Source organism: Streptomyces flaveolus, from assembly GCF_000716535.1.
Classification (GTDB): domain Bacteria; phylum Actinomycetota; class Actinomycetes; order Streptomycetales; family Streptomycetaceae; genus Streptomyces; species Streptomyces flaveolus_A.
This window is the reverse complement of sequence record NZ_JNWV01000005.1, coordinates 62,577-86,431: the sequence shown is the minus strand read 5'-3', so window position 1 is coordinate 86,431 and position 23,855 is coordinate 62,577. Positions and strand designations below refer to the sequence as shown.

At 74.1% G+C, this 23,855-nt stretch carries 21 protein-coding genes, 1 tRNA gene and 1 pseudogene; 10 read left to right on the top strand and 13 right to left on the bottom strand.

Features of this window, described 5'->3' with window-relative positions:
- Positions 1-20 precede the first annotated feature (20 nt).
- Positions 21-1,034 carry a selenide, water dikinase SelD gene (gene selD / locus OO52_RS06030; RefSeq protein WP_030641708.1) on the bottom strand — a complete coding sequence of 338 codons (1,014 nt, stop codon included), beginning with the start codon at positions 1,032-1,034 and terminating at the stop codon, positions 21-23.
- A 37-nt stretch (positions 1,035-1,071) separates the two neighbouring features.
- Between selD and OO52_RS50700 the strand changes: the two genes are divergently transcribed.
- Positions 1,072-1,164, top strand: a tRNA-Sec gene (locus OO52_RS50700).
- Between the two features lie 83 nt (positions 1,165-1,247).
- On the opposite strand, the pseudogene OO52_RS06025 reads toward OO52_RS50700, so the two are convergent.
- Positions 1,248-2,933: pseudogene (locus OO52_RS06025) on the bottom strand (GTP-binding protein); the annotation flags it as partial.
- A 293-nt stretch (positions 2,934-3,226) separates the two neighbouring features.
- Positions 3,227-4,630, bottom strand: a complete 1,404-nt coding sequence (gene selA, locus OO52_RS06020) for an L-seryl-tRNA(Sec) selenium transferase (RefSeq protein ID WP_030641704.1) — start codon at positions 4,628-4,630, stop codon at positions 3,227-3,229.
- A 133-nt stretch (positions 4,631-4,763) separates the two neighbouring features.
- Between selA and OO52_RS06015 the strand changes: the two genes are divergently transcribed.
- On the top strand, positions 4,764-5,114 hold the full coding sequence (locus tag OO52_RS06015; protein WP_030641702.1) for a hypothetical protein: 351 nt from the start codon (positions 4,764-4,766) through the stop codon (positions 5,112-5,114).
- A gap of 51 nt (positions 5,115-5,165) precedes the next feature.
- Here the strand turns inward: OO52_RS06015 and OO52_RS06010 are convergent, their stop codons facing one another.
- The 3 genes from OO52_RS06010 to OO52_RS06000 all read right to left on the bottom strand — a co-directional run bounded on the left by OO52_RS06010 (position 5,166) and on the right by OO52_RS06000 (position 7,695).
- Positions 5,166-6,182 carry an MASE1 domain-containing protein gene (locus tag OO52_RS06010; protein ID WP_030641700.1) on the bottom strand — a complete coding sequence of 339 codons (1,017 nt, stop codon included), beginning with the start codon at positions 6,180-6,182 and terminating at the stop codon, positions 5,166-5,168.
- 208 nt (positions 6,183-6,390) lie between these two features.
- Entirely contained in the window at positions 6,391-7,221 is an 831-nt protein-coding gene (locus OO52_RS06005) for a PP2C family protein-serine/threonine phosphatase (RefSeq protein WP_030641698.1), read from the bottom strand.
- Positions 7,222-7,374: 153 nt separating this feature from the next.
- The gene (locus OO52_RS06000) at positions 7,375-7,695 is read right to left on the bottom strand and encodes a hypothetical protein (RefSeq protein ID WP_030641696.1); all 321 of its coding nucleotides are present in this window, start codon (positions 7,693-7,695) and stop codon (positions 7,375-7,377) included.
- A gap of 213 nt (positions 7,696-7,908) precedes the next feature.
- Between OO52_RS06000 and OO52_RS05995 the strand changes: the two genes are divergently transcribed.
- Positions 7,909-8,286 carry a hypothetical protein gene (locus tag OO52_RS05995; protein ID WP_234337754.1) on the top strand — a complete coding sequence of 126 codons (378 nt, stop codon included), beginning with the start codon at positions 7,909-7,911 and terminating at the stop codon, positions 8,284-8,286.
- A 36-nt stretch (positions 8,287-8,322) separates the two neighbouring features.
- Here the strand turns inward: OO52_RS05995 and OO52_RS05990 are convergent, their stop codons facing one another.
- Entirely contained in the window at positions 8,323-9,015 is a 693-nt protein-coding gene (locus OO52_RS05990; protein WP_030641692.1) for an alpha/beta fold hydrolase, read from the bottom strand.
- A gap of 461 nt (positions 9,016-9,476) precedes the next feature.
- Between OO52_RS05990 and OO52_RS05985 the strand changes: the two genes are divergently transcribed.
- The gene (locus tag OO52_RS05985; protein ID WP_030641690.1) at positions 9,477-10,706 is read left to right on the top strand and encodes a Cmx/CmrA family chloramphenicol efflux MFS transporter; all 1,230 of its coding nucleotides are present in this window, start codon (positions 9,477-9,479) and stop codon (positions 10,704-10,706) included.
- Positions 10,707-10,719: 13 nt separating this feature from the next.
- Here the strand turns inward: OO52_RS05985 and OO52_RS05980 are convergent, their stop codons facing one another.
- A complete protein-coding gene (locus OO52_RS05980; protein WP_030641688.1) occupies positions 10,720-11,946 on the bottom strand; it encodes a membrane protein in 1,227 nt (408 codons plus the stop codon).
- A gap of 156 nt (positions 11,947-12,102) precedes the next feature.
- Here OO52_RS05980 and OO52_RS05975 point away from each other — a divergent pair, with 156 nt between their 5' ends.
- Positions 12,103-13,557 (top strand): glyceraldehyde-3-phosphate dehydrogenase, encoded by a 1,455-nt coding sequence (locus tag OO52_RS05975; protein ID WP_030641686.1) that lies wholly within the window; start codon positions 12,103-12,105, stop codon positions 13,555-13,557.
- A gap of 76 nt (positions 13,558-13,633) precedes the next feature.
- On the opposite strand, the gene OO52_RS05970 is transcribed toward OO52_RS05975, so the two are convergent.
- From OO52_RS05970 to OO52_RS05960, 3 genes are all read right to left on the bottom strand, one after another.
- Entirely contained in the window at positions 13,634-15,613 is a 1,980-nt protein-coding gene (locus OO52_RS05970) for a collagenase (RefSeq protein WP_030641684.1), read from the bottom strand.
- 149 nt (positions 15,614-15,762) lie between these two features.
- Positions 15,763-16,716, bottom strand: a complete 954-nt coding sequence (locus tag OO52_RS05965; RefSeq protein WP_030641682.1) for a LysR family transcriptional regulator — start codon at positions 16,714-16,716, stop codon at positions 15,763-15,765.
- 687 nt (positions 16,717-17,403) lie between these two features.
- Positions 17,404-18,291, bottom strand: a complete 888-nt coding sequence (locus OO52_RS05960) for an NAD(P)-dependent oxidoreductase (protein WP_030641680.1) — start codon at positions 18,289-18,291, stop codon at positions 17,404-17,406.
- 63 nt (positions 18,292-18,354) lie between these two features.
- Between OO52_RS05960 and OO52_RS05955 the strand changes: the two genes are divergently transcribed.
- The 4 genes from OO52_RS05955 (at position 18,355) to OO52_RS05940 (ending at position 21,011) form a co-directional block, all read left to right on the top strand.
- Entirely contained in the window at positions 18,355-18,705 is a 351-nt protein-coding gene (locus OO52_RS05955; RefSeq protein WP_030641678.1) for a winged helix-turn-helix transcriptional regulator, read from the top strand.
- 234 nt (positions 18,706-18,939) lie between these two features.
- A complete protein-coding gene (locus OO52_RS05950; protein WP_030641676.1) occupies positions 18,940-19,152 on the top strand; it encodes a hypothetical protein in 213 nt (70 codons plus the stop codon).
- A gap of 70 nt (positions 19,153-19,222) precedes the next feature.
- Positions 19,223-19,795, top strand: a complete 573-nt coding sequence (locus OO52_RS05945) for a TetR/AcrR family transcriptional regulator (protein WP_030641674.1) — start codon at positions 19,223-19,225, stop codon at positions 19,793-19,795.
- A 49-nt stretch (positions 19,796-19,844) separates the two neighbouring features.
- Complete coding sequence (locus tag OO52_RS05940; RefSeq protein WP_030641672.1) at positions 19,845-21,011, top strand: GDSL-type esterase/lipase family protein; 1,167 nt, start codon at positions 19,845-19,847, stop codon at positions 21,009-21,011.
- A 39-nt stretch (positions 21,012-21,050) separates the two neighbouring features.
- On the opposite strand, the gene OO52_RS05935 is transcribed toward OO52_RS05940, so the two are convergent.
- Both OO52_RS05935 and OO52_RS05930 read right to left on the bottom strand, forming a co-directional pair.
- Complete coding sequence (locus tag OO52_RS05935; RefSeq protein WP_030641669.1) at positions 21,051-21,752, bottom strand: class F sortase; 702 nt, start codon at positions 21,750-21,752, stop codon at positions 21,051-21,053.
- Positions 21,753-21,903: 151 nt separating this feature from the next.
- Positions 21,904-22,491 (bottom strand): hypothetical protein, encoded by a 588-nt coding sequence (locus OO52_RS05930; protein WP_030641667.1) that lies wholly within the window; start codon positions 22,489-22,491, stop codon positions 21,904-21,906.
- Between the two features lie 280 nt (positions 22,492-22,771).
- Between OO52_RS05930 and OO52_RS05925 the strand changes: the two genes are divergently transcribed.
- Complete coding sequence (locus OO52_RS05925; RefSeq protein ID WP_037628716.1) at positions 22,772-23,791, top strand: Vgb family protein; 1,020 nt, start codon at positions 22,772-22,774, stop codon at positions 23,789-23,791.
- The last annotated feature ends 64 nt before the right edge of the window (positions 23,792-23,855 follow it).

Here is a 23,855-nt window from a genome sequence, read left to right as displayed (position 1 = left end):
TGTGACCGGTGTGAGCGGTTCTACCTGAGCACGACGGAGTGGGTTCCGCGCGGCACCAGCTCCCCGACCACCGGAGCCCCGGGCACCTCCCCGGCGACGAGCAGCCCGCCGGAGGTCTGGGCGTCGGCGAGCAGCAGCCGGGTGTCCGCGTCGGTGTCCCCGAAGTCGGTGTGCGGGGCGACCCACTCCAGGTTCCGCCGGGTGCCACCGCTGACGTACCCGTCCCGTACGGCCTCCCGAGCCCCCTCCAGGTACGGCACGGCGGCGGTGTCGACCACGGCCGTGACGCCCGAGGCGCGGGCCAGCTTGTGCAGGTGGCCGAGGAATCCGAACCCGGTGACGTCGGTGGCGCACTCGGCGCCGGCGGCCAGCGCGGCCTCGGAGGCCTCCCGGTTGAGGGCCGCCATCGTGGCGACGGCGTGCTCGAACCGTTCGCCGGTGGCCTTGTGCCGGTTGTTCAGGACGCCGATGCCCAGTGGCTTGGTCAGCGACAGCGGCAGCCCGGGCCGGCCGGCGTCGTTGCGCAGCAGCCGCGCCGGATCCGCGATGCCGGTGACGGCCATGCCGTACTTGGGCTCGGGGTCGTCGACGCTGTGCCCGCCGCCGACGTGGCAGCCCGCCTCGGTGGCGACGTCCAGTCCGCCGCGCAGCACCTCGCGGGCGAGGTCGAACGGGAGCCGGTCGCGGGGCCAGGCGAGCAGGTTGACGGCGAGCACGGGCCGGCCGCCCATGGCGTACACGTCGGACAGGGCGTTGGCGGCGGCGATCCGGCCCCAGTCGTAGGGGTCGTCCACGACCGGCGTGAAGAAGTCGGCCGTGCAGACCACGGCGGTCCCCCGGTGCGTGACCACGGCCGCGTCGTCGCCGGTGGCGAGGCCGACGAGCAGCGGGGTGTCACCGCCGGCGAGCGGCTGTGCCGTCAGCCCGGCGACCACCTCCTCCAGCTCCCCGGGCGGGATCTTGCAGGCGCAGCCGCCGCCGTGGGCGAACTGCGTGAGTCGAACGGGCGCCTGATGGGTCGGTGTCGTTGTCATACCGGCGGTCTCCTGGGGCAGTAGCCTGACGTGCGGTGGAGGCGTGTGGGTGCCTGGTGGCCCTCCCGGTCTTCAAAACCGAGGTGCCCGAGGATCTCGGGCAGGCGGGTTCGATTCCCGTCCGCCTCCGTTCCCCGCCTCGCTCCGACAGCGCCGGCGCTGGTCGTCGACGCGTTCCGTGTGGCCGCGGGCGTCCAGGAACTCCAGCAGCGGTACGGCAACCCGGCGCGTGGTGTCGAGGGCGCGCCGGGCCTCGCTGAGCGTGAACGGCTGGGGCAGCGCCCGCAGGACGGCGGCGGCGTCGGCGTCCGCGCCCGGCAGCAGCACGATCCCGTCGGCGATCCGCAGCAGCGCCCCCGCTGCCGCCGCCGCGGCCAACGCACGGCGGTCGAGGCCCAGTTCGGCGAGCCGCCCGGCCTCCGGGGCGCGGAACGGGGTACGGGCGAGGTCCCGGCGCAGGGCGTCGACGGCGGCGCGGACGGGTGCGGGCAGGGCGGGCCCCGGGCTGTCGGCGGGGTACAGCCGGCCCTGCCTCGCCCCGAGCCGGGGCTGTGCCGCCGCCAGCGCGTCGACCAGGGCGCGGTCGGGCAGGCCGAGCAGCCGGCGGGCCGCCTCGGCGGGCAGGCCGGGGTCCAGCGGATGGGCGCGGGCGTGTTCCAGGACGTGGCCGGCCAGCCGGTCCTTCAGGAGGGTCCAGTGCGCCGGGTCGGCGAGCCAGTCACCGGCGACGGGGTCGCCGGGCGCCGGGACGCCCATCGCCCGCAGGTCGGCGCGGCGGACGAGCTTGCGGCGGCGCAGTTCGGCGGCGCCGTCCGGACGTCCGGTCATCGTCTCCAGTTCGGCCGCGCGGGCCCGGCCGGCGCCGCGCCGGGTCAGCCGGGGCGGCCGTACGTCGAGGACGGTGACCCCGCAGGGCGTGCGGGTGCCGCCGGGTTCGCGGAGCACCGCGCGGTCGCCGACCCGGAGGGGCAGCCCCCGGCTCAGGGTGAGCCGGGCGGTGTCCGGGCCGAGCGGGCGGACCGTCACCGGCACGGCTGCCGTTCCGATGTGCAGGGTGACGTGCCGGGGCAGCTCGGCCACCGGCTCCCCGGTGACCCGTACGTCGGCGGCCTCGGTGCACAGCCAGCGGTCCGGGGTGAGCAGCACCTGACCGCGGGCCAGGGTGGTGTCGCCCTGGCCGTGCACGTTGACGGCGACACGGGCCACCGCGCCGACGGCCGTCCGCTCCTCGTGCAGGCTCTGCAGGCCGCGCACCCGCACGGCCGATCCGTCCGGGGTCACCAGCCGGTCACCGACGCGCAGGGTGCCGGCGCCGAGGGTGCCGGTCACCACGGTGCCGTGGCCCCGGACCGTGAAGGCCCGGTCGAGCCACAGGCGTACGTCGGCGTCGGTGTCGGGCGCGGGCAGCCCGGCCGCCAGCCGGGCCAGTTCGTCGCGCAGGTCGTCCAGTCCCGCGCCGGTGACCGCGCTGACCGCGACCTGGGGAACCTTGCCGAGGGAGGTACCGGCCAGCCGCTCGACGGCGTCGGCGCGGACCGGCTCCGGGTCGGCCAGGTCGCTGCGGGTCACCGCGAGGACGGCGTGCCGGACGCCGAGCGCGTCGAGGATGGCCAGGTGCTCCTGCGACTGGGGCTGCCAGCCCTGGTCGGCGGCGACCACGAACAGCACGGCGGGGACGGGGCCGACACCGGCCAGCATGGTCGGCACGAACCGCTCGTGACCGGGTACGTCGACGAACGCGAGGTGGTCCGCGCCGAGCCGGGTCCAGACGAAGCCCAGGTCCAGGGTGAGCCCTCGGCGCCGCTCCTCCTCGTACCGGTCGGGCTCCATCCCGGTCAGGGCCCGGACCAGCGCGGACTTACCGTGATCGACATGCCCGGCGGTGGCGAGAACGCGCATCACGCCTCCCTCTCGGAGGGGGCCGGCATCAAGTCGCCCGCCCTGGCACGGGGGCCCGGCATGGTGCCGCCCATTCCGTCACGGCGGCCTGGAGCCGTGCCGCCCGCGTGGTAACGGCGAGCACGCGGACCGCGCATCATGGCCGCCCTTCCACGAGGACCAGCATCACACCGCCCGCCCTTCCACGGGGACCCCGCACCACGCGGTCACGCCGCCACGCGGGCTCCGCGTCGCGTCGGCACGCCCTCGCACGGGCATCCGGGGTGGCGTACGCCGTCCCGCACATCCCCTCATCACTCCTCCCGCCCTTCCGCCGCCGGCCGCGCCGACCGCACGGCCTCGGCCAGCCGGTCGTCGTCCTCCGGGGGCACCGCCCGCAGGTCCAGCAGGCAGCGGCCCGCCTCCAGGCGGCCGACGACCGGGACGCGGCCGGTGCGCAGCGCGGCGGCGTACGGCTCGGGCAGGGAGAGGGCGGCGCTGGGCAGGGTGACGCCGGGGGCGCCCCCGCCGCCGACCGTCGCGGCGCTCTCCACGGCCCGTACGTCGATCCCGTCGGCGGCCAGCGCGGCGGCGAGCCGGTCGGCGCGGGCCCGGAGCCGGTCCGGGTCGGCCGTGAGGGCGAAGGCGGTCGGGGTGGGCGGGCCGGTGAGGGTGGCCTCCAGGGCGGCCAGGGTGAGCTTGTCGACGCGCAGGGCGCGGGCCAGCGGGTGCCGGGCCAAGGCGCTGACCAGGTCCTCCCGGCCGAGCAGCAGCCCGCACTGGGGTCCGCCGAGCAGTTTGTCGCCGCTCGCGGTGACGAGCGCGGCACCGGCGCGCAACTGGGTGTCGGCGTCGGGCTCCTCGGGCAGGGCCGGGTGGGGCGCGAGCAGTCCGGAGCCGATGTCGACGACGACCGGCACGCCGAGGCCGGTGAGCTCGGCGACCTCGGCGGACCGGGTGAAGCCGGTGATCCGGAAGTTGGACGGGTGCACCTTCAGCACGAACCCGGTGTCCGGCCCGACGGCGGCCGCGTAGTCGGCGGGGGCCGTGCGGTTGGTCGTACCGACCTCGCGGAGCCGTGCGCCGGTCGAGACGAGCAGGTCGGGCAGGCGGAAGCCGTCGCCGATCTCCACCATCTCGCCCCGGCTGACGACGATCTCCTTGCCGGCCGCGAGGGCGGTGGCGGCGAGGACGAGCGCGGCGGCGCCGTTGTTGACGACGTGCGCGGCGCCGGCGGCCGGCACCCCGGCGCGCAGCGCGGCGAGCGCGGAGCGTCCTCTGCGGGCCCGGACACCGGTCGCCAGGTCGAGTTCGACGTCCGTGCAGCCGGCCGCTTCCTGGACGGCCCGCCGGGCGGCGGCGGACAGCGGGGCCCGGCCGAGGTTGGTGTGCAGCAGCACCCCGGTGGCGTTGAGCACCGGGCGCAGGCCGCTCGCGGTGCCGGGCAGCAGGTCCAGGGCGGTCTGCGGGACCTGTTCCGGTGGGATGCCGCCGGAGCGGGCCCGCTCCTGCGCCTGCCGTACGGCGGCCTTCACCCGGTGCGCGCCGAGCCGTTCCACCGCCTCGGCGAGCCGGGGGTCGCGCAGGAGGGCGTCGGTGCGCGGGATGCGGCGGCGTGCGTCGTCGGCCGCGTCCCGCTGCCGGGGCGGGTCCGTGGTCACGGGCGCGCCGCGCGTGCCGTTCCCGGCTGCCCCTCCTGGTACCGGCCGCTGTTCCATGCCGCCCCTGTCCTCCCGGTCCGGCCCTGTGCCCGTACGGACTCGGCCCATCGTCTCCCAGTGCCCCCGGCGGGCCGTCCGACACGCCGGGAGGGACGTTGACGGTGGCCGTCGCCCGGGTACTCGGCGCCGCATGAAGGACCACGAGCGCGAGCGACAGGACGAGAACGCGACGGCGGCCGAGCGGGCCGCGCGCCGGCAGCGCGAGGCGGACCGCGAGCGCGCCGAATCGGAACCGTTCGACTACCCGTATCCGGAGCGCCGGGCGAACGTCCGGGCCCGGCGGCACATCAGCGAGGCGCAGGCCGCGGCGGACACACCGCCGGGGATTCCCGGGGGCTACGGCACCACGGGTGGCGGGCAGCCCGGCGCCACCGGTGCCGCCCACCCACCGTCCCGCGAGCAGCGCACCACGAAGGCGGGGACGCCGGCCGCGGAGCCGGGCAGCGACGACGAGGGGCCGGTCAACCGCTCCGAGCGGTGACACGCCGCTGCGACGAGGGCCCGCGGAGGGTGCACCGGCGCCGCGGGAGGTTCACGGTGTCCCGGTGGGCCACGGCCGGTCGTCGACGTCGTCGGCCTCCGTCTGCGGCCGGGGCGGCGGCGCCTCGCCCGCGGTGAGGTGTTCCAGCACCTCCACCAGTTCCTGGCAGGCCTTCTCCACCGAGTCTCGGGTGTTGCGCTGCTCGATGATCACCGCGGACAGCAGCAGCGCGGTCAGGGCCATGGCGCCGTTGAAGGCCTGGAGCTTGACCATGACCTCGATCCGGCTCAGCCCGGCGAACGCGCCGACTTGGTCCGTCGCGGCGACGGTGGCCACCACGGAGGTCAGCAGCGCGCAGAGCACACTGCCCACGAGCTGGAACCGCAGGGCCGCCCAGATGATGAGCGGGTAGACGAGGAAGAGCAGGCTGAGCGAGCTGTGGGCGGCCAGCGGTACGAGGGCGCAGGCGACGACGGCCAGCGCGGTCGCCTCCTTCCAGCGGCGCAGGGGCAGTGGTCTGCGGACGCGGCGCAGCAACAGCAGCAGCAGCGGGGTGACGAGCAGGACGCCCATCGCGTCGCCCACCCACCAGGCGAGCCAGACGGGCCAGAAGCTGTGCATCGGCACGCTGTCGGTGAGGACGAGGACGCCGACGCCGACGGTCGCGCTGATCAGCATGGCGCCCAGCGCGCCCAGGAACACGAGGGCGAGGCCGTCGCGCAGCCGGCTGAGGTCGGTGCGGAAGCCTGCCCGGCGCAGCAGCAGCGCCGCGCACACGGGGGCGGCGGTGTTCCCGAAGAGGATGCCGAGCACGTCGGGTCCGGGCGTGGTGAGGGACAGGACGGAGAAGAGGGCGCCGAGGGTGATGCCGGGCCAGCAGCGCAGGCCGAGGATGAGCAGCACGGCGACGGCGACGCCGGTCGGCGGCCAGATGGGGGTGACGACGGCTCCCTCGACCGTCAGCTGGCGCAGCAGGCCGAGCCGGGCCGCCGCGTAGTAGCAGGCGGCGACGGCCAGCAGCTCGACGGCACGGCCACCCGGTCGGCGCAGCTCCTCGAAACCCACCACAGCAGCAATCTCACACCGATGGCCGCCGGTCGGCGAGGCGAGACGGGCGGCGGTCCGGCCCTATGGCTGACGGCAGCCGGGTACGGAACGGCTCGGGACCGGATACCGGTACGGCTCAGGACCGGAAAACTGGTACGGCGCAGGACCAGGTGCTGGAGCGATCAGCACCGCGTGCCGGGCCCCGCTCGGGCCCCAGGCACCGGACCGCTCACGCCGGGGCGGCGGGGCCGTCCAGGCCCACGACCAGCACGGCGGCGTCGTCCTCGTGCCCGACGCTCTCGGCGCCCTTGATCACGGCCGCGGCGAGCGCGCGGGCCTCCAGGCCGGCGACGGCGGCGATACCGGCGAGCCGTACCACCTGGTCCAGGCCGTCCTCGATGTTGAGCGACGGCCCTTCCACGACACCGTCGGTGAGCAGGACGAAGACCCCGCCGGTGGTGAGCCGGTGCCGGGTGACCGGGAACTCCATGCCCTGTTCGATGCCGAGCGGCGGTCCGCCCTCGTCGTCGACGACGCCGGACTTCCCGTCCGCCGTGGCCCAGACGAAGGGGATGTGACCGGCCCGGGCGCTCTCCAGCACCCCGGTGGCCGGGTCGAGCCGCATGAAGGTGCAGGTGGCGAACAGATCGCTGCCCAGGGAGAGCAGCAGGTCGTTGGTGCGGGCCAGCAGCTCCCCGGGATCGCCGGTGACCGAGGCGAGCGCCCGCAGTCCGGCCCTGACCTGGCCCATGAAGGCCGCGGCCTCGATGTTGTGACCCTGTACGTCGCCGATGGACAGCCCGATCCGGCCGTCGGGCATGGTGAAGGCGTCGTACCAGTCGCCGCCCACGTTGAGACCGAGGTTGGCGGGCGTGTACCGCACCGCGAGATGGAGGCCGGGCGCGGTCGGCAGGTCCCGGGGGAGCATGCCGCGCTGCAGGGCGACGGCCAGTTCGACCTGGGTGCGTTGCAGCTCCGCGCGTCGGCGCGCCTGGGCGGTGAGCGAACCGAGTCTGGCCAGCAGCTCGTCGCCATCGTCCGTGGTGCGCTTGCGGGGCATCGATCACTTCCGGCGGGACGGGTGGCCCTCGGGGGCGGGTCGCCTGAATTATTCGCAAACGTCTAGATTTTACCTAAATGGGATGATCGCGCCTCGCGGATGGCCGACCGGGCCCGGACCCGGCCCCGCCCGGTGCCCCGGTCGTGCTCGCGGTCAGCGGACCTCGGAGTCGATGCCGGTGATCACCGCGGGCCCGAGCGGTGCGGTCCGCTCATCCAGTCCCGCCTGCTGGAGCGCGGAGTCCGCGAGCCTGCGGGCCTCTTCCTCGGCGTGCCGGCCGGTGTCCGCCTCCACGGTCAGGCGCAGGGTGAAGGTGTTGTCGTCGTTGACGCTGAGCGCGTCCAGGTCCTCGGCGTTGCCCATGTGCGTGCCGTGCGGATCGGCGGGCCGGAGCGCCCGGGCCAGCCGGGTGCGGGTGTCTGCCTCGATCCCGGTGGTGAAGGTGCCGGGGACGCTGATCACGTAGGTCGTCATGAGACGGTCCTTTCCTCGGGCGTCCCCCCGTCTACCCCGATTCGCGGGCTTCGCACAGCGGACGGCGGGGCGTCGTCCCGGTTCCACCGTCGTCCCCCGGACGGTGGACGTGTGCGTGTCGGCTCCGGGGCACGGTGCGGCGGGGGTGGGAGATTACGGCTGCGGCCCCTCGGCCCGCCTCTCCCCCGACCCCGCCCAGCGAAGGACTCGCCCATGCCAAGGAAGGACCCGCGCATGTCGACGACGGCCACGCCCGTGTCGGCGAAGGCCACGCCCGTGCGCCTGTGTCGTCCGCTCGCCGCCGTTCTCGGCGGTCTCGCCCTCGCTCTGACCGCCACGGGTTCCGCGCTCGCCGCCGACGGCACGTTCATCTGGATCGGACCCCAGGGCAAGGCGTACGCCCTCGACAACCCGCCGGACGACAAGTGCCTCGACATGGCCCAGGAGGCGCGAGGCGCCCGCAACGGGACCAAGAAGCCGCTCGTCGTCTACACGAAGAAGAGGTGCAAGGGGTCCGCGCTGCGGCTCGCCCCCGGCCGGTCGGCACCCGCGAACGCCCGCTTCGCCAGCGTGGTCTTCAACCCGCGCTGACCGTCCGCCAACCGTCCTCGGGGGGCTGAGCCCCCCTCAGATCCAGCCGCCGAGCGCGCCCATGAAGCCGTCGAAGTCGTCCCGGTAGACGCAGTGCCCGGCGCCCTCGACCGTCCGGACCTCGAAGCCCCGCCGCACCAACTCCTCGTCCAGGCCGGGCCGTACGAGTTCGCCGGTGCCGGCCAGCACCACCAGGGAGGGCACCACCGGGCGCGCCGGTGTCCGGCTGACCGCGTAGATCTCCGGGAGGACGCGGGCCGTGGCGGGGTCCCAGTCGGCGAGCGTGGCCAGTTCCACGTCCACGTCGGCTTCGTCCCAGCGCGGGTTGAGGCTCTTGACCATCGCGCGGTTCGCGGACTTGAAGACGGCGAAGTACGCGGACGCCTCGACCAGTCTCCGGCGTAAGTCCCAGGCGGGGTCGCAGTAGACGGCCCGGGCGGGCGCCAGCCGTTCGACGGCGCCGGCCAGGGCCAGGGCCCCGAGCGAGTGACCGACCACCAGTTCCGGCCGTTCGGGAAGGGTTTCGACGAGGTCGCCCGCCCAGGCCTCGGGGGTGTACTCGCCCCGGCCACTGGCGCCGTGCCCGCGCAGGTCCACGCCGATGACCCGGTACCCCTTGCCGGCGAGGACCGGTGCGACCCGGTGCCAGGTGCGGTGGTCGGACATGATTCCGTGCACGAGGACGGCGATCCGGTCGCCGGTCCCCCACTCGTGCGTGTGCAGCCTCATCGGCGCTTCCTCCCCGTCGTCCTGCGGCTGATCATGGCATCGGGGCCGGGCCGGTGCCGGATCCACACCCGGCGGGCGCCCGGTCTCCATAGTCCCGCGCGCGCCGCGGAAATCCGGGTGGCGCGCGCCCGTGTCGGCACGTTAGCGTGCCGGACATGTCCAGCCCCGAGGCATCCAGACGGTAGCCACCGGCCGTCCGGTGGCTTTCCTCGCGTCGGCTCTGTCCGCGCCCGGCGTCGGCTCCCCCGGCGCTCGGCGTCGGGCTTCTCCGCGTTCACGCCATCACCGGGCTGCCGTCCTCCGGGTTCCGGACCGGCACGCACCCTCTTCTCCCCGTGCCATCTCCCCCTTCGTGCGATGCGCGTGATGCCGCACCCCTCCGTGCGGCGTGACCGCGCCGGCCGGGACCGCACGCCCGCGCGTGCTCGCCCTCCGTCCGCGACACGGTGTGTGGAGTCTTCATGCCTTTCGCTCTGTATCTCCTCGGCCTGGCGGTCTTCGCCCAAGGCACCTCCGAGTTCATGCTGGCCGGCCTGGTGCCGGACATCGCCCGCGATCTCGGGGTCTCCGTCCCCACCGCGGGCACCCTCACGTCCGCCTTCGCCGTCGGCATGACCGTGGGCGCGCCCCTGACGGCACTGCTCGGCCGGCGCCGGCCGAGGCGGCAGTCGCTGCTGGTGTTCCTCGGCGTGTTCCTGGCCGTCCATGTCGTCGGGGCCCTCACCTCCGACTTCTCCGTGCTGCTGGCCACCCGGGTGCTCGCGGCGCTGGCCAACGCCGGTTTCCTGGCCGTGGGCCTGGTGGCGGCGACCGGCATGGTCGCGCCGGATGCCAAGGGCCGGGCCACCGCCGTTCTGCTCGGCGGCACCACGCTCGCCTGTGTGGTGGGGGTGCCCGCCGGTGCGGCCTTGGGCCAACTGCTGGGCTGGCGTTCGGCGTTCTGGGCGGTGGCCCTGCTGTCCGCCCCGGCGTTCGTGGCGATCGCCCGGTCGGTGCCGCGCGGCCCGGCGGATGCCGCGGGACCGGACCGGAGCGCCCGTACGGAGCTGCGGGCGCTGCGCCGTCCCCGGCTGCGGTCGGTGCTCTGCCTCGCCGCGCTCGTGAACGGCGCCACCTTCTGCACCTTCACCTACCTGGCGCCGCTCGTCACCGAGGTCTGCGGACTCGGCACCGGGTGGGTGCCGGCCGTACTGGCGCTGTTCGGGGCCGGCGCGTTCGCCGGGGTGACGGCGGCGGGCCGGCTGTCGGACCGGGTGGCGGAACGGGTGCCGGAGCAGCCGGCGGACCGGCTGGGCGATCGGTCCGCGGACCGGCCGGTGCACGGCAGCGCCCGGACGGTGCCGACGGCCGCCGGGATCGCCCTGCTCGTCGGGTGGGCCGCACTTGCTCTGGTCGCCGGGCAGCCGGTCGTGGCCGTCGCTCTGGTGCCGGTCCTCGGACTGCTGGCCTTCGGGGTCGGCTCGGTGCTGATCACACGGGTGCTGTACGAGGCGGTGGACGCGCCGTCCCTCGGGGGCGCGTTCGCGACGGCTGCGCTGAACGTGGGCGCGGCGCTCGGTCCGGTGCTGGGCGGGGCCGCGCTCGACGGCGGGCTCGGCCCTCGCTCCCCGGTGTGGGTCAGCGCGCTGATGGTGGCCGTCGCGGGCCTGGTCGGCCACCGCGCCGGACACCGGCGGGAACAGCTCGCGTGATCCCGGCGGTGGCTCACAGCGGGGAGTGGGCCACCGCCGTCACATAGGCGCCGAACAACAGGGAGACGAGGGTGAGGGAGCCGTAGACGACCATCGCCGCCGGCGGGCGCAGCCACCAGGTGCGGGCGAGCGCGCGTGCCATCGGGACGAGCAGCGGGAAGGCCGGCAGCAGGAACCGCGGCTTGGAGGAGAAGGAGCCGGAGCCGCCCACCACGAGCAGGACCAGGACGCCGGAGAAGACCATCAGGGCGAGCGGGGGGCGGTCCAGGCAGAGCAGGGCGAACAGCAGGACGCCCGTCACGACGATCAGGAGGGCCGCCGGGTAGACGACGCCTCCGCCGTACAGGAACAGTGCCTTGAGGAAGCGCACCGAGCCGGCGCCGAAGTCGAAGCGGGAGTCCCAGGCGCGCTGGACCGTGAAGTAGCCGCCGAGGAGGTCTCCCGTGCGGCTCCCCACCCACAGCACGTAGCCCAGCCAGCCCAGGGGGGCCAGGAGGGCCCCGGCCCACAGCCGCGCGGAGGCCCGGCCGCGCCGGCGCAGCACCTGGTGCCCGACGGCCAGGGCGACGGCCACCGCCACCGCGAATCCGCTGGGCCGCGCCAGGCCCGCCAGCGCGGCCAGGGTTCCGGCCCACAGCCAGCGGCCCGTGAGCACGCAGTACAGCGCCCACGCGGCGAGTGCGGCGAACAGCGACTCCGTGTAGGCGATGGTCAGTTCGACGGCGTGCGGGAGGACGGCCCACAGGGCGACCAGCATCGTGGCGACGCCCCGGCCGTACAGGTGGTGGCCGACGAGGTAGATGCCGTACGCGGCCACGCCCGCGGCCGTCCAGGCGATGAGCAGGGCGGACCGGCCCGGGGTGAGCGGCAGGACGGCGGTCAGCGCTCGGATGAGCGCCGGGTAGAGGGGAAAGAACGCCCAGTCGGTCTGGACGGCACCCTGCGGGGAGATCCAGACGAGGTGGCCGTAGCCGTGGGTGGCGATGTGCAGGTACCAGCGGGAGTCCCAGGAGTGGGCCAGGTTCCTGACCAGCGGATGTCCTCGGAGTTCGTTCGTGAGGATCACCGTGAGGAGCCCGGCGAGCCGGACCGCCGCGAACAGGGCGAGCGCCGGCAGGACGCCGTGCGGCCGGGCTGCCCCGGCCGGCCGGGGCAGCCGGAGGCGCCTCAGGGGTCCGGACGGGGCCGTCGGTTCGGGCCGGGGGACGGAGGAGGTGCTCACGGCGTCGACCTTGGGCACGCCGCTGGGCAGGTGCAACGCGCGACCCGGGTTTCCGCCACCCCTCCCCCGGTTTTCACGCGTCCGGACGTGTCACCGGCCTCTCTCACCCCCTCCAAGGGGCCCATGGAGGGTGTGGTTATCATATGAGCGCTGCCTAGCTCGAAAGATGGATCCGTGACTGTCAACGACGACTCGTTCACCAACTGGAAGATCCGCGAGGAGATCGCGGAGTCGATGATCCCGCTCATCGGGAAGCTGCACCGCGAGCGGGACGTGACCGTCCTGCTGCACAGCCGCTCCCTGGTGAACAAGTCGGTGGTCAGCATCCTGAAGACGCACCGCTTCGCCCGGCAGATCGCCGGCGCCGAGCTCTCGGTCACCGAGACCATGCCGTTCCTCCAGGCCCTGACCGCCCTCGACCTCGGGCCGTCGCAGATCGACCTCGGCATGCTGGCCACCACCTACAAGACCGACGACCGCGGCCTGAGCGTGGCGGAGTTCACCGCCGAGGCGGTCGCCGGAGCCACCGGCGCCAACAAGATCGAGCGCCGCGAGCCGCGCGACGTCGTCCTGTACGGCTTCGGCCGCATCGGCCGGCTCGTCGCCCGTCTGCTGATCGAGAAGGCCGGCTCCGGCAACGGCCTCAGGCTGCGCGCCATCGTCGTGCGCGGCGGCGGCGGCCGGGCCGCCGAAGACCTCGTCAAGCGCGCCTCGCTGCTGCGCCGCGACTCCATCCACGGCCAGTTCCAGGGCACGATCACCGTCGACGAGGACAGCAGCACGATCGTCGCCAACGGCAACGCCATCAAGGTGATCTACGCGGACGACCCGTCGCACGTGGACTACACCGAGTACGGCATCCGGGACGCCATCCTCATCGACAACACCGGCAAGTGGCGCGACCGCGAGGGGCTGTCGAAGCACCTGCGCCCCGGCATCGAGAAGGTCGTGCTGACCGCGCCGGGCAAGGGCGACGTCCCGAACATCGTGCACGGCGTCAACCACGACACCGTCAAGCCGGACGAGCAGATCCTGTCGTGCGCCTCCTGCACCACCAACGCGATCGTCCCGCCGCTGAAGGCCATGGACGACGAGTACGGCGTGCTGCGCGGCCACGTGGAGACGGTCCACTCGTTCACCAACGACCAGAACCTGCTGGACAACTACCACAAGTCCGAGCGCCGGGGCCGCTCCGCGCCGCTCAACATGGTCATCACCGAGACCGGCGCCGCCTCCGCCGTCGCCAAGGCGCTGCCGGACCTCAAGGCGAAGATCAGCGGCAGCTCGATCCGCGTCCCGGTGCCGGACGTGTCGATCGCGATCCTCAACCTCCAGCTGGCCCGCGAGACCACCCGCGAGGAGGTCCACGACTACCTGCGCGAGGTCTCGCTGACCTCGCCGCTGAAGCGCCAGATCGACTTCACCACGGCGCCCGACGCGGTCTCCAGCGACTTCATCGGCTCGCGCCACGCCTCGATCGTGGACGCCGGCGCGCTGAAGGTGGACGGCGACAACGCGATCCTCTACCTCTGGTACGACAACGAGTTCGGCTACTCCTGCCAGGTCGTCCGGGTCGTCCAGCACGTGTCGGGCGTGGAGTACCCGACGTACCCGGCGACGGCCGTCTGATCGCCCGGACCGTGCGCACGCGTACGGCCGCCGACCGGGGTTTCCGGTCGGCGGCCGTTCTGCTGGGCGTGTGCGGTCAGGCCGAGGCGGGCCGGGTGCACGCGCCCGCGGCGCACGCCGTGAGCCACTGGTCGAAGTCGGCGTCGTAGCGGGTGCCGATGCCGTCGTGGTAGACGGCGTATCCGCCGGCGTAGTCACCGACGCGGAAGCGGGCGAGCATGCGCTGGACGTCGTCGGGGTGCCGCTCGAGCATGTAGCGCACGGCGAGGTGGCCCCACGGGTAGGTGCGGGTCACGTCGCTGTTGTCGTAGGTGTTCTCGAACAGGGTGCTCAGGCGGTACGTGTGCCGGCCGGCCTCCTGGACCGCCTGGTCGTCGGCGAGACCTCGGTAGCCGTAGGAGACGTACTCGGCGATGCCCTCGATCCACCACACGTCCGGCACGGAGATCTGCCGGGCGAAGTCGCCCTTCATGTCGTCGCGGGCGTCCAGGAAGTGCGTGTACTCGTGGTTGAGGTTCCAGATCCGGGCCGGGAAGCCGTCGTCGTGGTTCTTCTGGTACATGACCGACATCGGCTTGTTGGCCGGGTCCGACGGGTCGCCGCCCAGCGTCATGCCGCCGTTGTCGGTGCTGATGCCGTACATCGCGCCGGCGTACGTCTGGTAGTCGGCGCGGCTCGCGAACACCACGAGCTGGACCGTGGAGGCGTACTGGCCGGGTATCGCGCCGCCGGCCTTCACGACCGACCGGAACCAGGCGTCCTGGCCGAGCACACTGGCGCAGACGGCGTCGAGGTCGGCGGCGGTGAGCGCCTGGGCCCGGACGGTGACGTTCGCGTCGCAGTGCCGCGTGACGGACAGGACGGCCTTGTCGAGCTTCTCCGGCAGGTCGCAGACGTCGTAGTACGAGCAGTCGGCCTGGTCGTAGGAGTTCGCCTGCGTGGCCACCGCCACCCAGAGCCCGGCCGTCGGGCCGGTGATGCCCGTCCGGTCCAGCAGGTCCTTGGTCAACGGGCGTACGACGCCGCGCAGTTCGGAATGCCCGGTGTAACGGGCCAGGTTCATCCCGGCGTTGGAGTCCAGGAACGCCAGATCCGTGCCGAGCTGGTCGGTGTTGGCCAGCGCGAAGTCGTACAGGGTGTCGGCGATGCGCGGGTCGGCCTCGACCGCCCGCACGTACGCCGGGTTCCAGTTGCCGCGCCACAGCGGTGTGTAGACGTCGTTGACGGCCCTGACCATGCTGTCGATCGCGTCGTACGAGCTGTCGTAGTCGGTCAGCAGCCGCCGGTACACGGAGAGGTAACGGCCTTGCTGGTCGGCGCTGTCGGTGAGGATGACCGTCTCGCCGAGGATGTCGCCGTTGGCCGCAGTGACGTCACGGGAGTGGGAGCGCGCGAAGAAGGTGTCCATGCCGCTGGTGACGGCGGTGGTGAGGCGGGAGGTGTACGCGCCCACGTCCCCGGGGTGGTTGAACTGCACGTAGTAGCCGGCGCGCAGGAAGAGGACCAGTTGCAGCAGGCCGCCGGAGTTGTCGCCGCGGTACTGCCCGGCGGTGCGGGTGAACGCGTTGGCGACGGTCAGCATCTGGGCCTGACGGAAGACGTCGCGCGCGTCCGTGCCGGTCACCGAGAAGAGGGTGTTGACGCAGTCCGCGGTCGCGGCCCTGACGTAGGAGACGAGGGCGGAGCCGGTACGGCTGCCGAAGTCGGCCGGGGTGCAGGAGGCCGCCTGCGCCGCACGCGGTGAGGAGTGCCTGGTGAACGTGGGCCGCTGCGGCGGGAGTTGCACCGGGCTGAGCCGCCGGGCCTGGGTCGCCGGACGCTCGGTCGCGGCGGTGGACGCGGCGGCGGGCGACGGCACGGACAGGTGCGCGCGGGGTGCGGTGGCCGGGGCCGTGTGCCACTGGGACGCCGTGGCCGCGGCGGTGTGCGGCCGGGGCGCGGCGAGTGCCGGGGTGGACAGCAGTCCGGCCAGGGTGACGCAGACGGCGGCGGTGCCGGCGATGCGGCCGGCCGTGCCTCTCGGCACGCGTCCGGGCAGCGCGAAGCGATAGCGCATCGGGATTCCTCCACGAAGGGATGCGCCTCTGTGGGGTGTTGAGGCGTGTGACGCACTGTCTCAGCGCACCGCACGCTCAACAATGGCGTGTGACATAGCACATGGCACTGGCCGCTCATAACATCGCGGCGCACCCGTGACACCCGCCGCTACGCCCCCGCGACGCTCCAGGTGCGCGAGGCCCAGGTACGCAGGTGGGGCGCCTGGGCGACGAGGTCGCGGTAGGCGGCCGTCGCGGACTGGAACAGCGTCTCCACGACGTCGTCGGTGACCGTGTCGGGCCGCCAGGCCAGCACATAGCGGCACCACAGCGGGGAGCCCACCAGCGGTTTGACCGTGACGTGCGGGATCGGCCGCAGCGTCGGCTGCACCAGGGACACCCCGAGACCGTCGGCGATCATGCTCTGGAGCTGGGTCTGGTCGCCGAGCCACTCGTGGACGGTCACCGGTGTGAACCCGGCCGCGGCGCAGGCGTCGTAGAACACCCCCGGCCAGCCGGCGCCGTCGTCCGGGGTCACGAACCAGGCGTCCTCGGCGAGGTCGGCGAGCTGCACCTGAGCACTCTGCCGGAGCCGGTGGCGGGCGGGTAGGGCGACGAAGGTGGGCTCGGTGACGATGCCGCGGTGCATCACGGCGGCCGAGTGCCGAAGTTCCATGCCCGGGTAGTCGGCGGCTATGGCGGCGTCCACCGTGCCCTCCTCCAGCAGCTCGACGATCCGCGAGGACGCGTAGACGCTGGTGACCGAGAGGGAGAGCTCCGGCAGCTTCGCACGGACCCGGGAGACCGTGCCGGACAGCACGGGCGAGTTCGTCGCGGCCACGCGCAGGGTGCGGCCGGGGCGGGCGGCGGGCGGGCGGTGCCCGATCGCGGCGGCCCGCGCCAGGACGTCCCGGGCCTGCTCGACGACCTCGTCGCCGTAGCGGGTCGGCCGGACCCCGCCGGGCCCGCGCTCGAAGAGCGGCTCGCCGAGGTGGCGTTCGATGCGCCGTAGCTGGGTGCTCACGGCCGGTTGCGAGTAACCCAGCTGTGCGGCGGCACGGCCCACGCTGCCCGCGTCGGCGATCGCGCACAGCACCCGCAGATGCCGCAACTCCAACTCCATCGCTCCACTCCCCGCCCATACCGGCCCCCGGTGCTCTCTCGCCGGGGGCCGACCACGCCGGTCCGCCACAGCCGTCGCCGACCGTACTCGCGACCGGCGGACCGAAGCGTTCCATTGTGCCCTCCCGGGCACAAGCCGCAGGTCGGCCAGGGCACGGACGCCTGCCGACGGAGAAGCCCCGGGCACGGCGCACTCCGGGTCCGCGGCAGTACGCCCCCGGCCTCCGGGCGGAGGGGCGGCTCGCTCTTCAGCCGCCCGGCGTCTGTGGCCATGGCCGCACCTCGACCTCCTCACCGGCGGGATTCCGAGCCCGGCGGAACGTGAGATTCGGCGATTCGCCCTGGCCTGTACCGATTCCTCCCGTTCAGCGCCGGCCCGAGCGTCACCGCGGGTCAGCGCTGACCGGCCGGGCCTCGGCTGCCCCGGTCCACCGAGACCCGGCCCTGACACGGGCGTACGCCGAACCGCACCGGCTTCCGGCGACCTACGCCTCCTCCCCCGAGGCGCGGCGCGGCCTGTGAGGTGACCTTCGACCACTGGCGCGTCTCTGGGCCGAGCAGCCGCGTCCTCCGCCGCCCGCCGCCACGCCCGCGCGCACGGCGCGGTGAGCGCGTCCGACACCCCCGGAACCGGCCGCCGGGCGGCGAGCGGGCCGGCGGCCGACCGGTGTCCCGGTGCCGCGCCGTCTCAGTGCCGGCCCAGCACCTCCGCCACCCGCATGAACCCGTCCGTGCCGTGGCCGAGGCCGATGACACGGCGGGCCAGGCCCTCCACGGCCCGCATGACGCCCGCGTCGATGCCGTGGGACTCGGAGACGTCGACGATGTGGGCCATGGTGGAGGCCGCCGAGGTGACGGGGTTGATCTCCCCCGAGTAGGTGCCGCTGTCGGCGTCCTGCGCGAACCGCTCGAACAGCGGCGGCAGGATGGCGCCGATGCCCTGGGCGAAGGGGGCCAGTTCACGAGCGGTGACGCCCTCCGCGCGGGCGATCGCCACGGCGTGCGCGTACCCCGCCATCGCGGTCCAGAAGATGTCGAGCAGCGCGATGTCGTAGGTGGCGGCGCGACCGATCTCCTCGCCGAGGTGGGTGTGCGTCCCGCCGAGCGCCTCCAGCACCGGCCGGTGCCGCTCGTAGAGGTCGCGCGGTCCGCTGTGCAGGAAGACGGCCTCCGCTGTGCCGATGCTGGGCGCCGGCGTCATGATCGCACCGTCCAGGTAGCCGACGCCGTGGGCCGCCGCCCACTCCCCGGTGTCCCGGGCACGCTCCGGGGTGTCGGCGGTCAGGTTCACGACGGTGCGGCCCTTCAGTGCCCGGGTGACCTCGGCACGGCGCAGGATCGCGTCGGAGGCGTCGTGGTTCACCACGCAGACGACGGTCAGTTCCGAGGCCGAGACCGCCTCTTCGGCCGACCCCGCGACGTGCGCCCCGCCTCCGGTCAGCTCGCGGTCCCTGCCCGGTGTGCGGTTCCAGACCGTGGTCGGCAGGCCGGACGCCAGGAACGCGCCCGCCAGCGCACGGCCCATCGGGCCGAGACCGAGCACCGTGACGGCAGGAAGATCCGAGGATGTGGACATGTTGCAACTCCCGTATTCAGTACGGAAAGACAAGGGACACGACCGGAGCGGAAGAGGACGACGATGACGCGCAGCCGTGCCCAGGACCCGAACGTCTGCGGAGTGACCGCCGCGATCGCCGTGATCGACGGCAAGTGGAAGACGTCGCTGCTGTGGCTGCTGGAGTCCGGCCCGCACCGGCCCGGCGAACTGCGCCGCCGACTGCCCGGGCTCAGCGAGAAGGTGCTGACCCAGGCGCTGCGCGAGATGACGGACGACGGGCTGGTGCACCGGGAGGTGCACGATGTGCTGCCGCCGAAGACCGTGTACTCGCTGACCGGGTTCGGCCGCGATCTGGCCGAGGCGATCGGTCCGATGGCCGAGTGGGGCCACCGCCGTCTGGAGCGGCTCCGCGAACGAGAAGCGGCCTCCTGAGGCGATGCGGCCTTCTGGGGCGCGCACCGCGTCGTTCTGAGGCGCGCTGCCGCTGTCACCTCCCGTCCGTTCCCCGGCAGCCCCTGACCTCGGAGAACAGCCTCTCCCGGGCGGACGGGAGCTGCCAAGTACCCACAAAAAAGTGGGTGTCCGGCCCCTCGCCCGGCCCTCCGGATCGAGCGCAGCGGCCGGCCGATCGAGCTGAGCCTGTCCCCCGGCACCGACGTCTCCACCATGTGGCACGTCTGCGACGACCCGTGGAACCGGTGGGAGGACGTCGAGGCACAGTTCGCCCGGATGGCCCGGTGGGCGCCCTGGCAGGGCGAGGGCGGCTGGGCGGACGCCGACATGCTGCCGCTCGGCCGCATCGGCATCCGCGCCGAGCGCGGCACGGACCGGCCGTGCTCCCTCACCCGCGGGAGTCCACCGGCGGCTGAGCCAGTCTAAACAGTAATCCTGTTTGCCTAAATCCTTTAGGAAATTGCACAATGGGCTTCGACAGACGGGAGACACAGTGATGGCACGTGCGGGGCTGACCACCGAACGCCTGGTGCAGGCCGGCGCGGAGCTGGCCGACGAGGTCGGCTTCGAGCAGGTGACGGTGTCCGCGGTGGCCCGGCGGTTCGACGTGAAGGTCGCGAGCCTGTACTCGCACCTGAGGAACTCGCAGGACCTCAAGACGCGGATCGCGCTGCTCGCCCTCGCGGAGCTGGCCGACCGTGCCGCCGAGGCGCTGGCCGGCCGGTCCGGCAAGGACGCCCTCGGCGCCTTCGCGAACGTCTACCGCGACTACGCCCGCACACACCCCGGCCGCTACACGGCGGCCCGGCACCCGCTGGACGCCGAGACGGCGGCCGGCAGCGCGGGGGTGCGGATCGCGCAGCTCACCCGGGCCATCCTGCGCGGCTACGACCTCACCGAGCCGGACCAGACCCACGCGGTCCGTCTCCTCGGCAGCGTCTTCCACGGCTACGTCAGCCTGGAGACGGCCGGCGGCTTCAGCCACAGCGCGCCCGACTCGCAGGAGTCCTGGACCCGGATCCTGGACGCCCTCGACTCCCTGCTGCGCAACTGGCCCGCCCAGCCCTGAACCTCACGGCTCCCCCACGGCAACCCCCCTGGAATCGCAGGCAGACACGATGCACACCATCCCCCTCACCGCCGATCTGATACGCGGTGCCCTCGAACTGGAGCGCACCGCGCGCGGCCTGCTGCCGCACCGGCTGCCCGCCCGGGCCCGCGCCCAGTGCGCCGACCCGCAGCTCGCCCTGGCGGAGTCCCAGCCCTCCGGCGTACGGCTGACCCTGCGCACCCGCGCCACCACCGTCGAGCTGGACACCCTGCCGACGAAGCGGGTCTACGCCGGCGCGCCGCCGCGCCCGGACGGCGTGTACGACCTGCTCGTCGACGGACGCCCGGTCGGCAGCGCCTCCCTCACCGAGGGCGACACCCTCACCATCGACCTGGGCACCGGTTCCGCCGAGCACCGGCCCGGCCCGGTGGGCACCGTGCGCTTCACCGGTCTCCCGGACGCCCTCAAGGACGTGGAGATCTGGCTGCCGCACAACGAGACGACCGAGCTGGTCGCGCTGCGCGCCGACGCCCCCGTGGAGCCCGTACCGGACCGGGGCCGCCGGGTGTGGCTGCACCACGGCAGCTCGATCAGTCACGGCTCGGACGCGGCGAGCCCCACCACCACCTGGCCGGCGCTCGCCGCGTCCCTGGGCGGAGTGGAGCTGACCAACCTCGGGCTGGGCGGCAGCGCGCTGCTCGACCCGTTCACCGCCCGGGCGCTGCGCGACACGCCCGCGGACCTGATCAGCGTCAAACTGGGCATCAACCTGGTCAACACGGACCTGATGCGGCTGCGCGCCTTCGGCCCCGCCGTGCACGGCTTCCTCGACACCGTCCGCGAGGGGCACCCCGGCACCCCGCTGCTCGTCGTCTCGCCGGTCCTGTGCCCGCTGCACGAGGACACGCCCGGCCCCACCGCCATGGACCTGGCCGCCCTGGGCGAGGGGCGCCTGCGGTACCGGGCCACCGGGGATCCGGCCGAGCGGGCCGCCGGGAAGCTCACCCTGGGAGTCGTCCGGGAGGAGCTGGCCCGGATCGTACGCGAGCGGGCGGCCGAGGACCCGGCCCTGCACTACCTGGACGGCCGCGAGCTGTACGGGGAGGCCGACTTCGCCGAGCTGCCGCTGCCCGACGGCCTCCACCCGGACACCGCCGGCCACCGCAGGATCGGCGAGCGGTTCGCGGCGCTGGCGTTCGCCGCGGACGGGCCCTTCGCGGACCGCGCCGCCTGACCGGGGCGAACCGGCGTCCCGGCGCGCACCGGAACCCCCTCACACCAGGTGCGCGAAGACGACCAGGTTGTCGGTGTAGTCCCGCACCGTTCGGTCGTAGTCCCCGGCGCAGGTGATGAGCCGGACCTCGGGGCGCGACGCGTCCGCGTACACCCGTTTGCTGGGGAAGTCGTCCTTGGCGAAGGTCTCGGCGCTGTCCACGACGAAGTCCGCCGTGCGCCCGTCGACCCGCTCCACCGAGAAACGGTCGCCGGGCTCCAGCGCGTCGAGGTTGGCGAAGACGGCCGGGGAGGTCGCCGTGTCGACGTGTCCGGCGATGATCGCGGTGCCCCGTTCGCCGGGCGCGACACCGTCGGCGTACCAGCCGACGAGATTGGTGTCGGCGGCGGGCGGCGGCTGCAACTGGCCGGTGTCGCCGAGTTCCAGGGTGGTGAAGGGGGCGTCCACGGAGATCTTCGGGATGCGCAGCCGGGTCGGTGCGGACCTGGGCAGCGCGTCGTCGGCCTGTCGTGAGCCGGACTGCCGCGAGTCGGACTGCCGCGAGTCGGCCGCCGGCGGGGCGCCGGTGCCCGAGGCCCGGTGTGCCTCCGGCGTGCCGTCCGGCTGGTGGTGACCGCCGAACATGCTGACGGCGAGGAAGACGGCCGCCACACCCCACAGCGTCAGCCGCCCGCCGTAGCCGGCGCGCTGCTCGTCCGCCGCCGGTCCTGACGGGGTCGGGGAAGAGGGATCTGCTGCCATCGGACACCACCTCACTCGGGCACGGCAGCACGGGGATCAGGGCGGGGGAAGACGGCGCCGGGAGCGGCGTCCGGGACGGGGGCGCAGGGGGCGCGGGCCGCCGACGCGGGGCGCGCCGACGGCGTCCGCAGCCCCTGGGACGTACGGCCCGTCAGGACGCCGGCTGAGCGGCCTTCTTCCGGCGCAGCGCGTAGGCACCGGTGGCGCCTACGGCCAGGACGGCGAGGCCGCCCGCGGTGACACCGGGCGTGGCGAGCGCGCCGCCACCGGTGTGCATGCCACCGCGCGGCTTGTCGTGGTCGTCACCCCAGTCGCCCTTGTCACCCTTCTCGCCCTTCTCGCCGCGGTCGCCCTTCTCACCCCGGTCGCCCTTGTCGCCCTTGCCGCCGCTGTCCTCACCGTCCTTGTCGCGGTAGCTCTCGGGGTCGAACCGGCTGTCGCCGCCCGAACCCCACTCCTCGCTGCGCACCGTGGCGAGAGCTCCGCCACCCGTGTGCATTCCGCCGCGCGGCCCGTCGTGTTCGCCGCCGCCGCCGCGCTTGTTGCCGTACTCCTTGTCCTGGTCGCTGTCGGATCCCTCGTCCTCGTCGGAGTCGTCGTCGTGCCCCTTGCTGTACGAGGAGCCGTCCCGGCCGCCACCGTCGTGCTCGGCCGCCACGGCGAACGCGGCGCCGGGTGTGGCGAAGGATAGGGCGGCGGCGGCAGCCGCCGTTGCCAGGAGCATGCGGGCAGAGCGCATAGTGATGTCCTTCCGCCGTGACCGGGCAGCGGATACCTCATCAGCTGGATGGACCCGGCCCCGACATGAACCACCGTCAGTGAGGCCCCTGGCTCCCACCATCCGAGCCGCCCAGCCGGGTCACCACGCCACCCGTCTGCCCCAGCGCACCGGCTCCGGGACCCCTCGTCCGGCTCAATCGCCGCCGCGGTCGTACGCCTGCCGGAGTGATCGCGTCGTTCGGCAGCCGGGGCCGCCCTCACTCCCCTGCCTGTGCGGCGCCGCCCGAAGGAGGCATCCCATGTCCACGAACACCCGGCACGGAGGGCGGGTCCGGTGGCCGGCCGCGGCGTGGACCGGTGCCGTGCTCGCCGTCACCGCCGTCACCGCCGTCACCGCCGGCGCCGCTCCCGCCCGCGCCGGGGCGGACACGGTGACGGAGTACCCGGTGACCACGACGGCCGGTGCCGCGCCCGTGGGCATCACCGCCGGCCCGGACGGCGCGCTGTGGTTCGCGGAGCACGGCGCCGGACGGATCGGGCGGATGGCGGCCGACGGCACGGTCACCGACATCCCGACCTCGGGTCCGGACACCGGCCCGGCCGAGATCGTCCAAGGGCCGGACGGGGCCCTGTGGTTCACCGAGACCACCGCCGGGCGGATCGGCCGCGTCACCCCCTCCGGGCTGCTCACCGAGTTCCCGCTGCCGGCGCCCGACAGCGGCCCGGCCGGGATCGCGCCCGGCCCGGACGGGGCGCTGTGGTTCACCGAGACGACCGGGAACCGGATCGGCCGCATCACGACCGACGGCCGCATCACCGAGTACCCGGTGCCCACCCCGGACTCCTCTCCCCACTCCATCGCGGCGGGCAGCGACGGCGCGCTGTGGTTCACCGAACTGAGCGGCGGCAAGATCGGGCGGATCACCCCCTCCGGACGGTTCACCGAGTTCCCGCTGCCCGGCGGGGCTTCCGGCTTCCCCGGCGGCATCGTCGCCGGACCGGGCGGCATGTGGCTCACCACGTCCGGTGGGCGGGCAGTGGTGCGCGTCGACCACACCGGGCGCGTCACCCGGTTCCCGCTGCCCGGCCCGGACAGCCTGGCCGGTGGCATCACCCGCGGGCCCGACGGCCAGGTCTGGTACGCCGACCAGGCCGGCCGCGTCGGCCGGATCACCGCGACCGGCGCCATCACCACCTTCCCGGTGCCGGACGGCGGCGAGAAGGTGCCGCTGCGGCTGACGGCCGGACCGGCCGGGGACGTGTGGTTCACGGAGCTGCTCGGCAACGCCATCGGGCGGATCCAGGTCCCCGCCCGCTGAGGCCGGCCGCCTCTCCCGGCCGACGCCCTCTTGTTATGACCGCTGTCATAACGCAGGCTGGTGC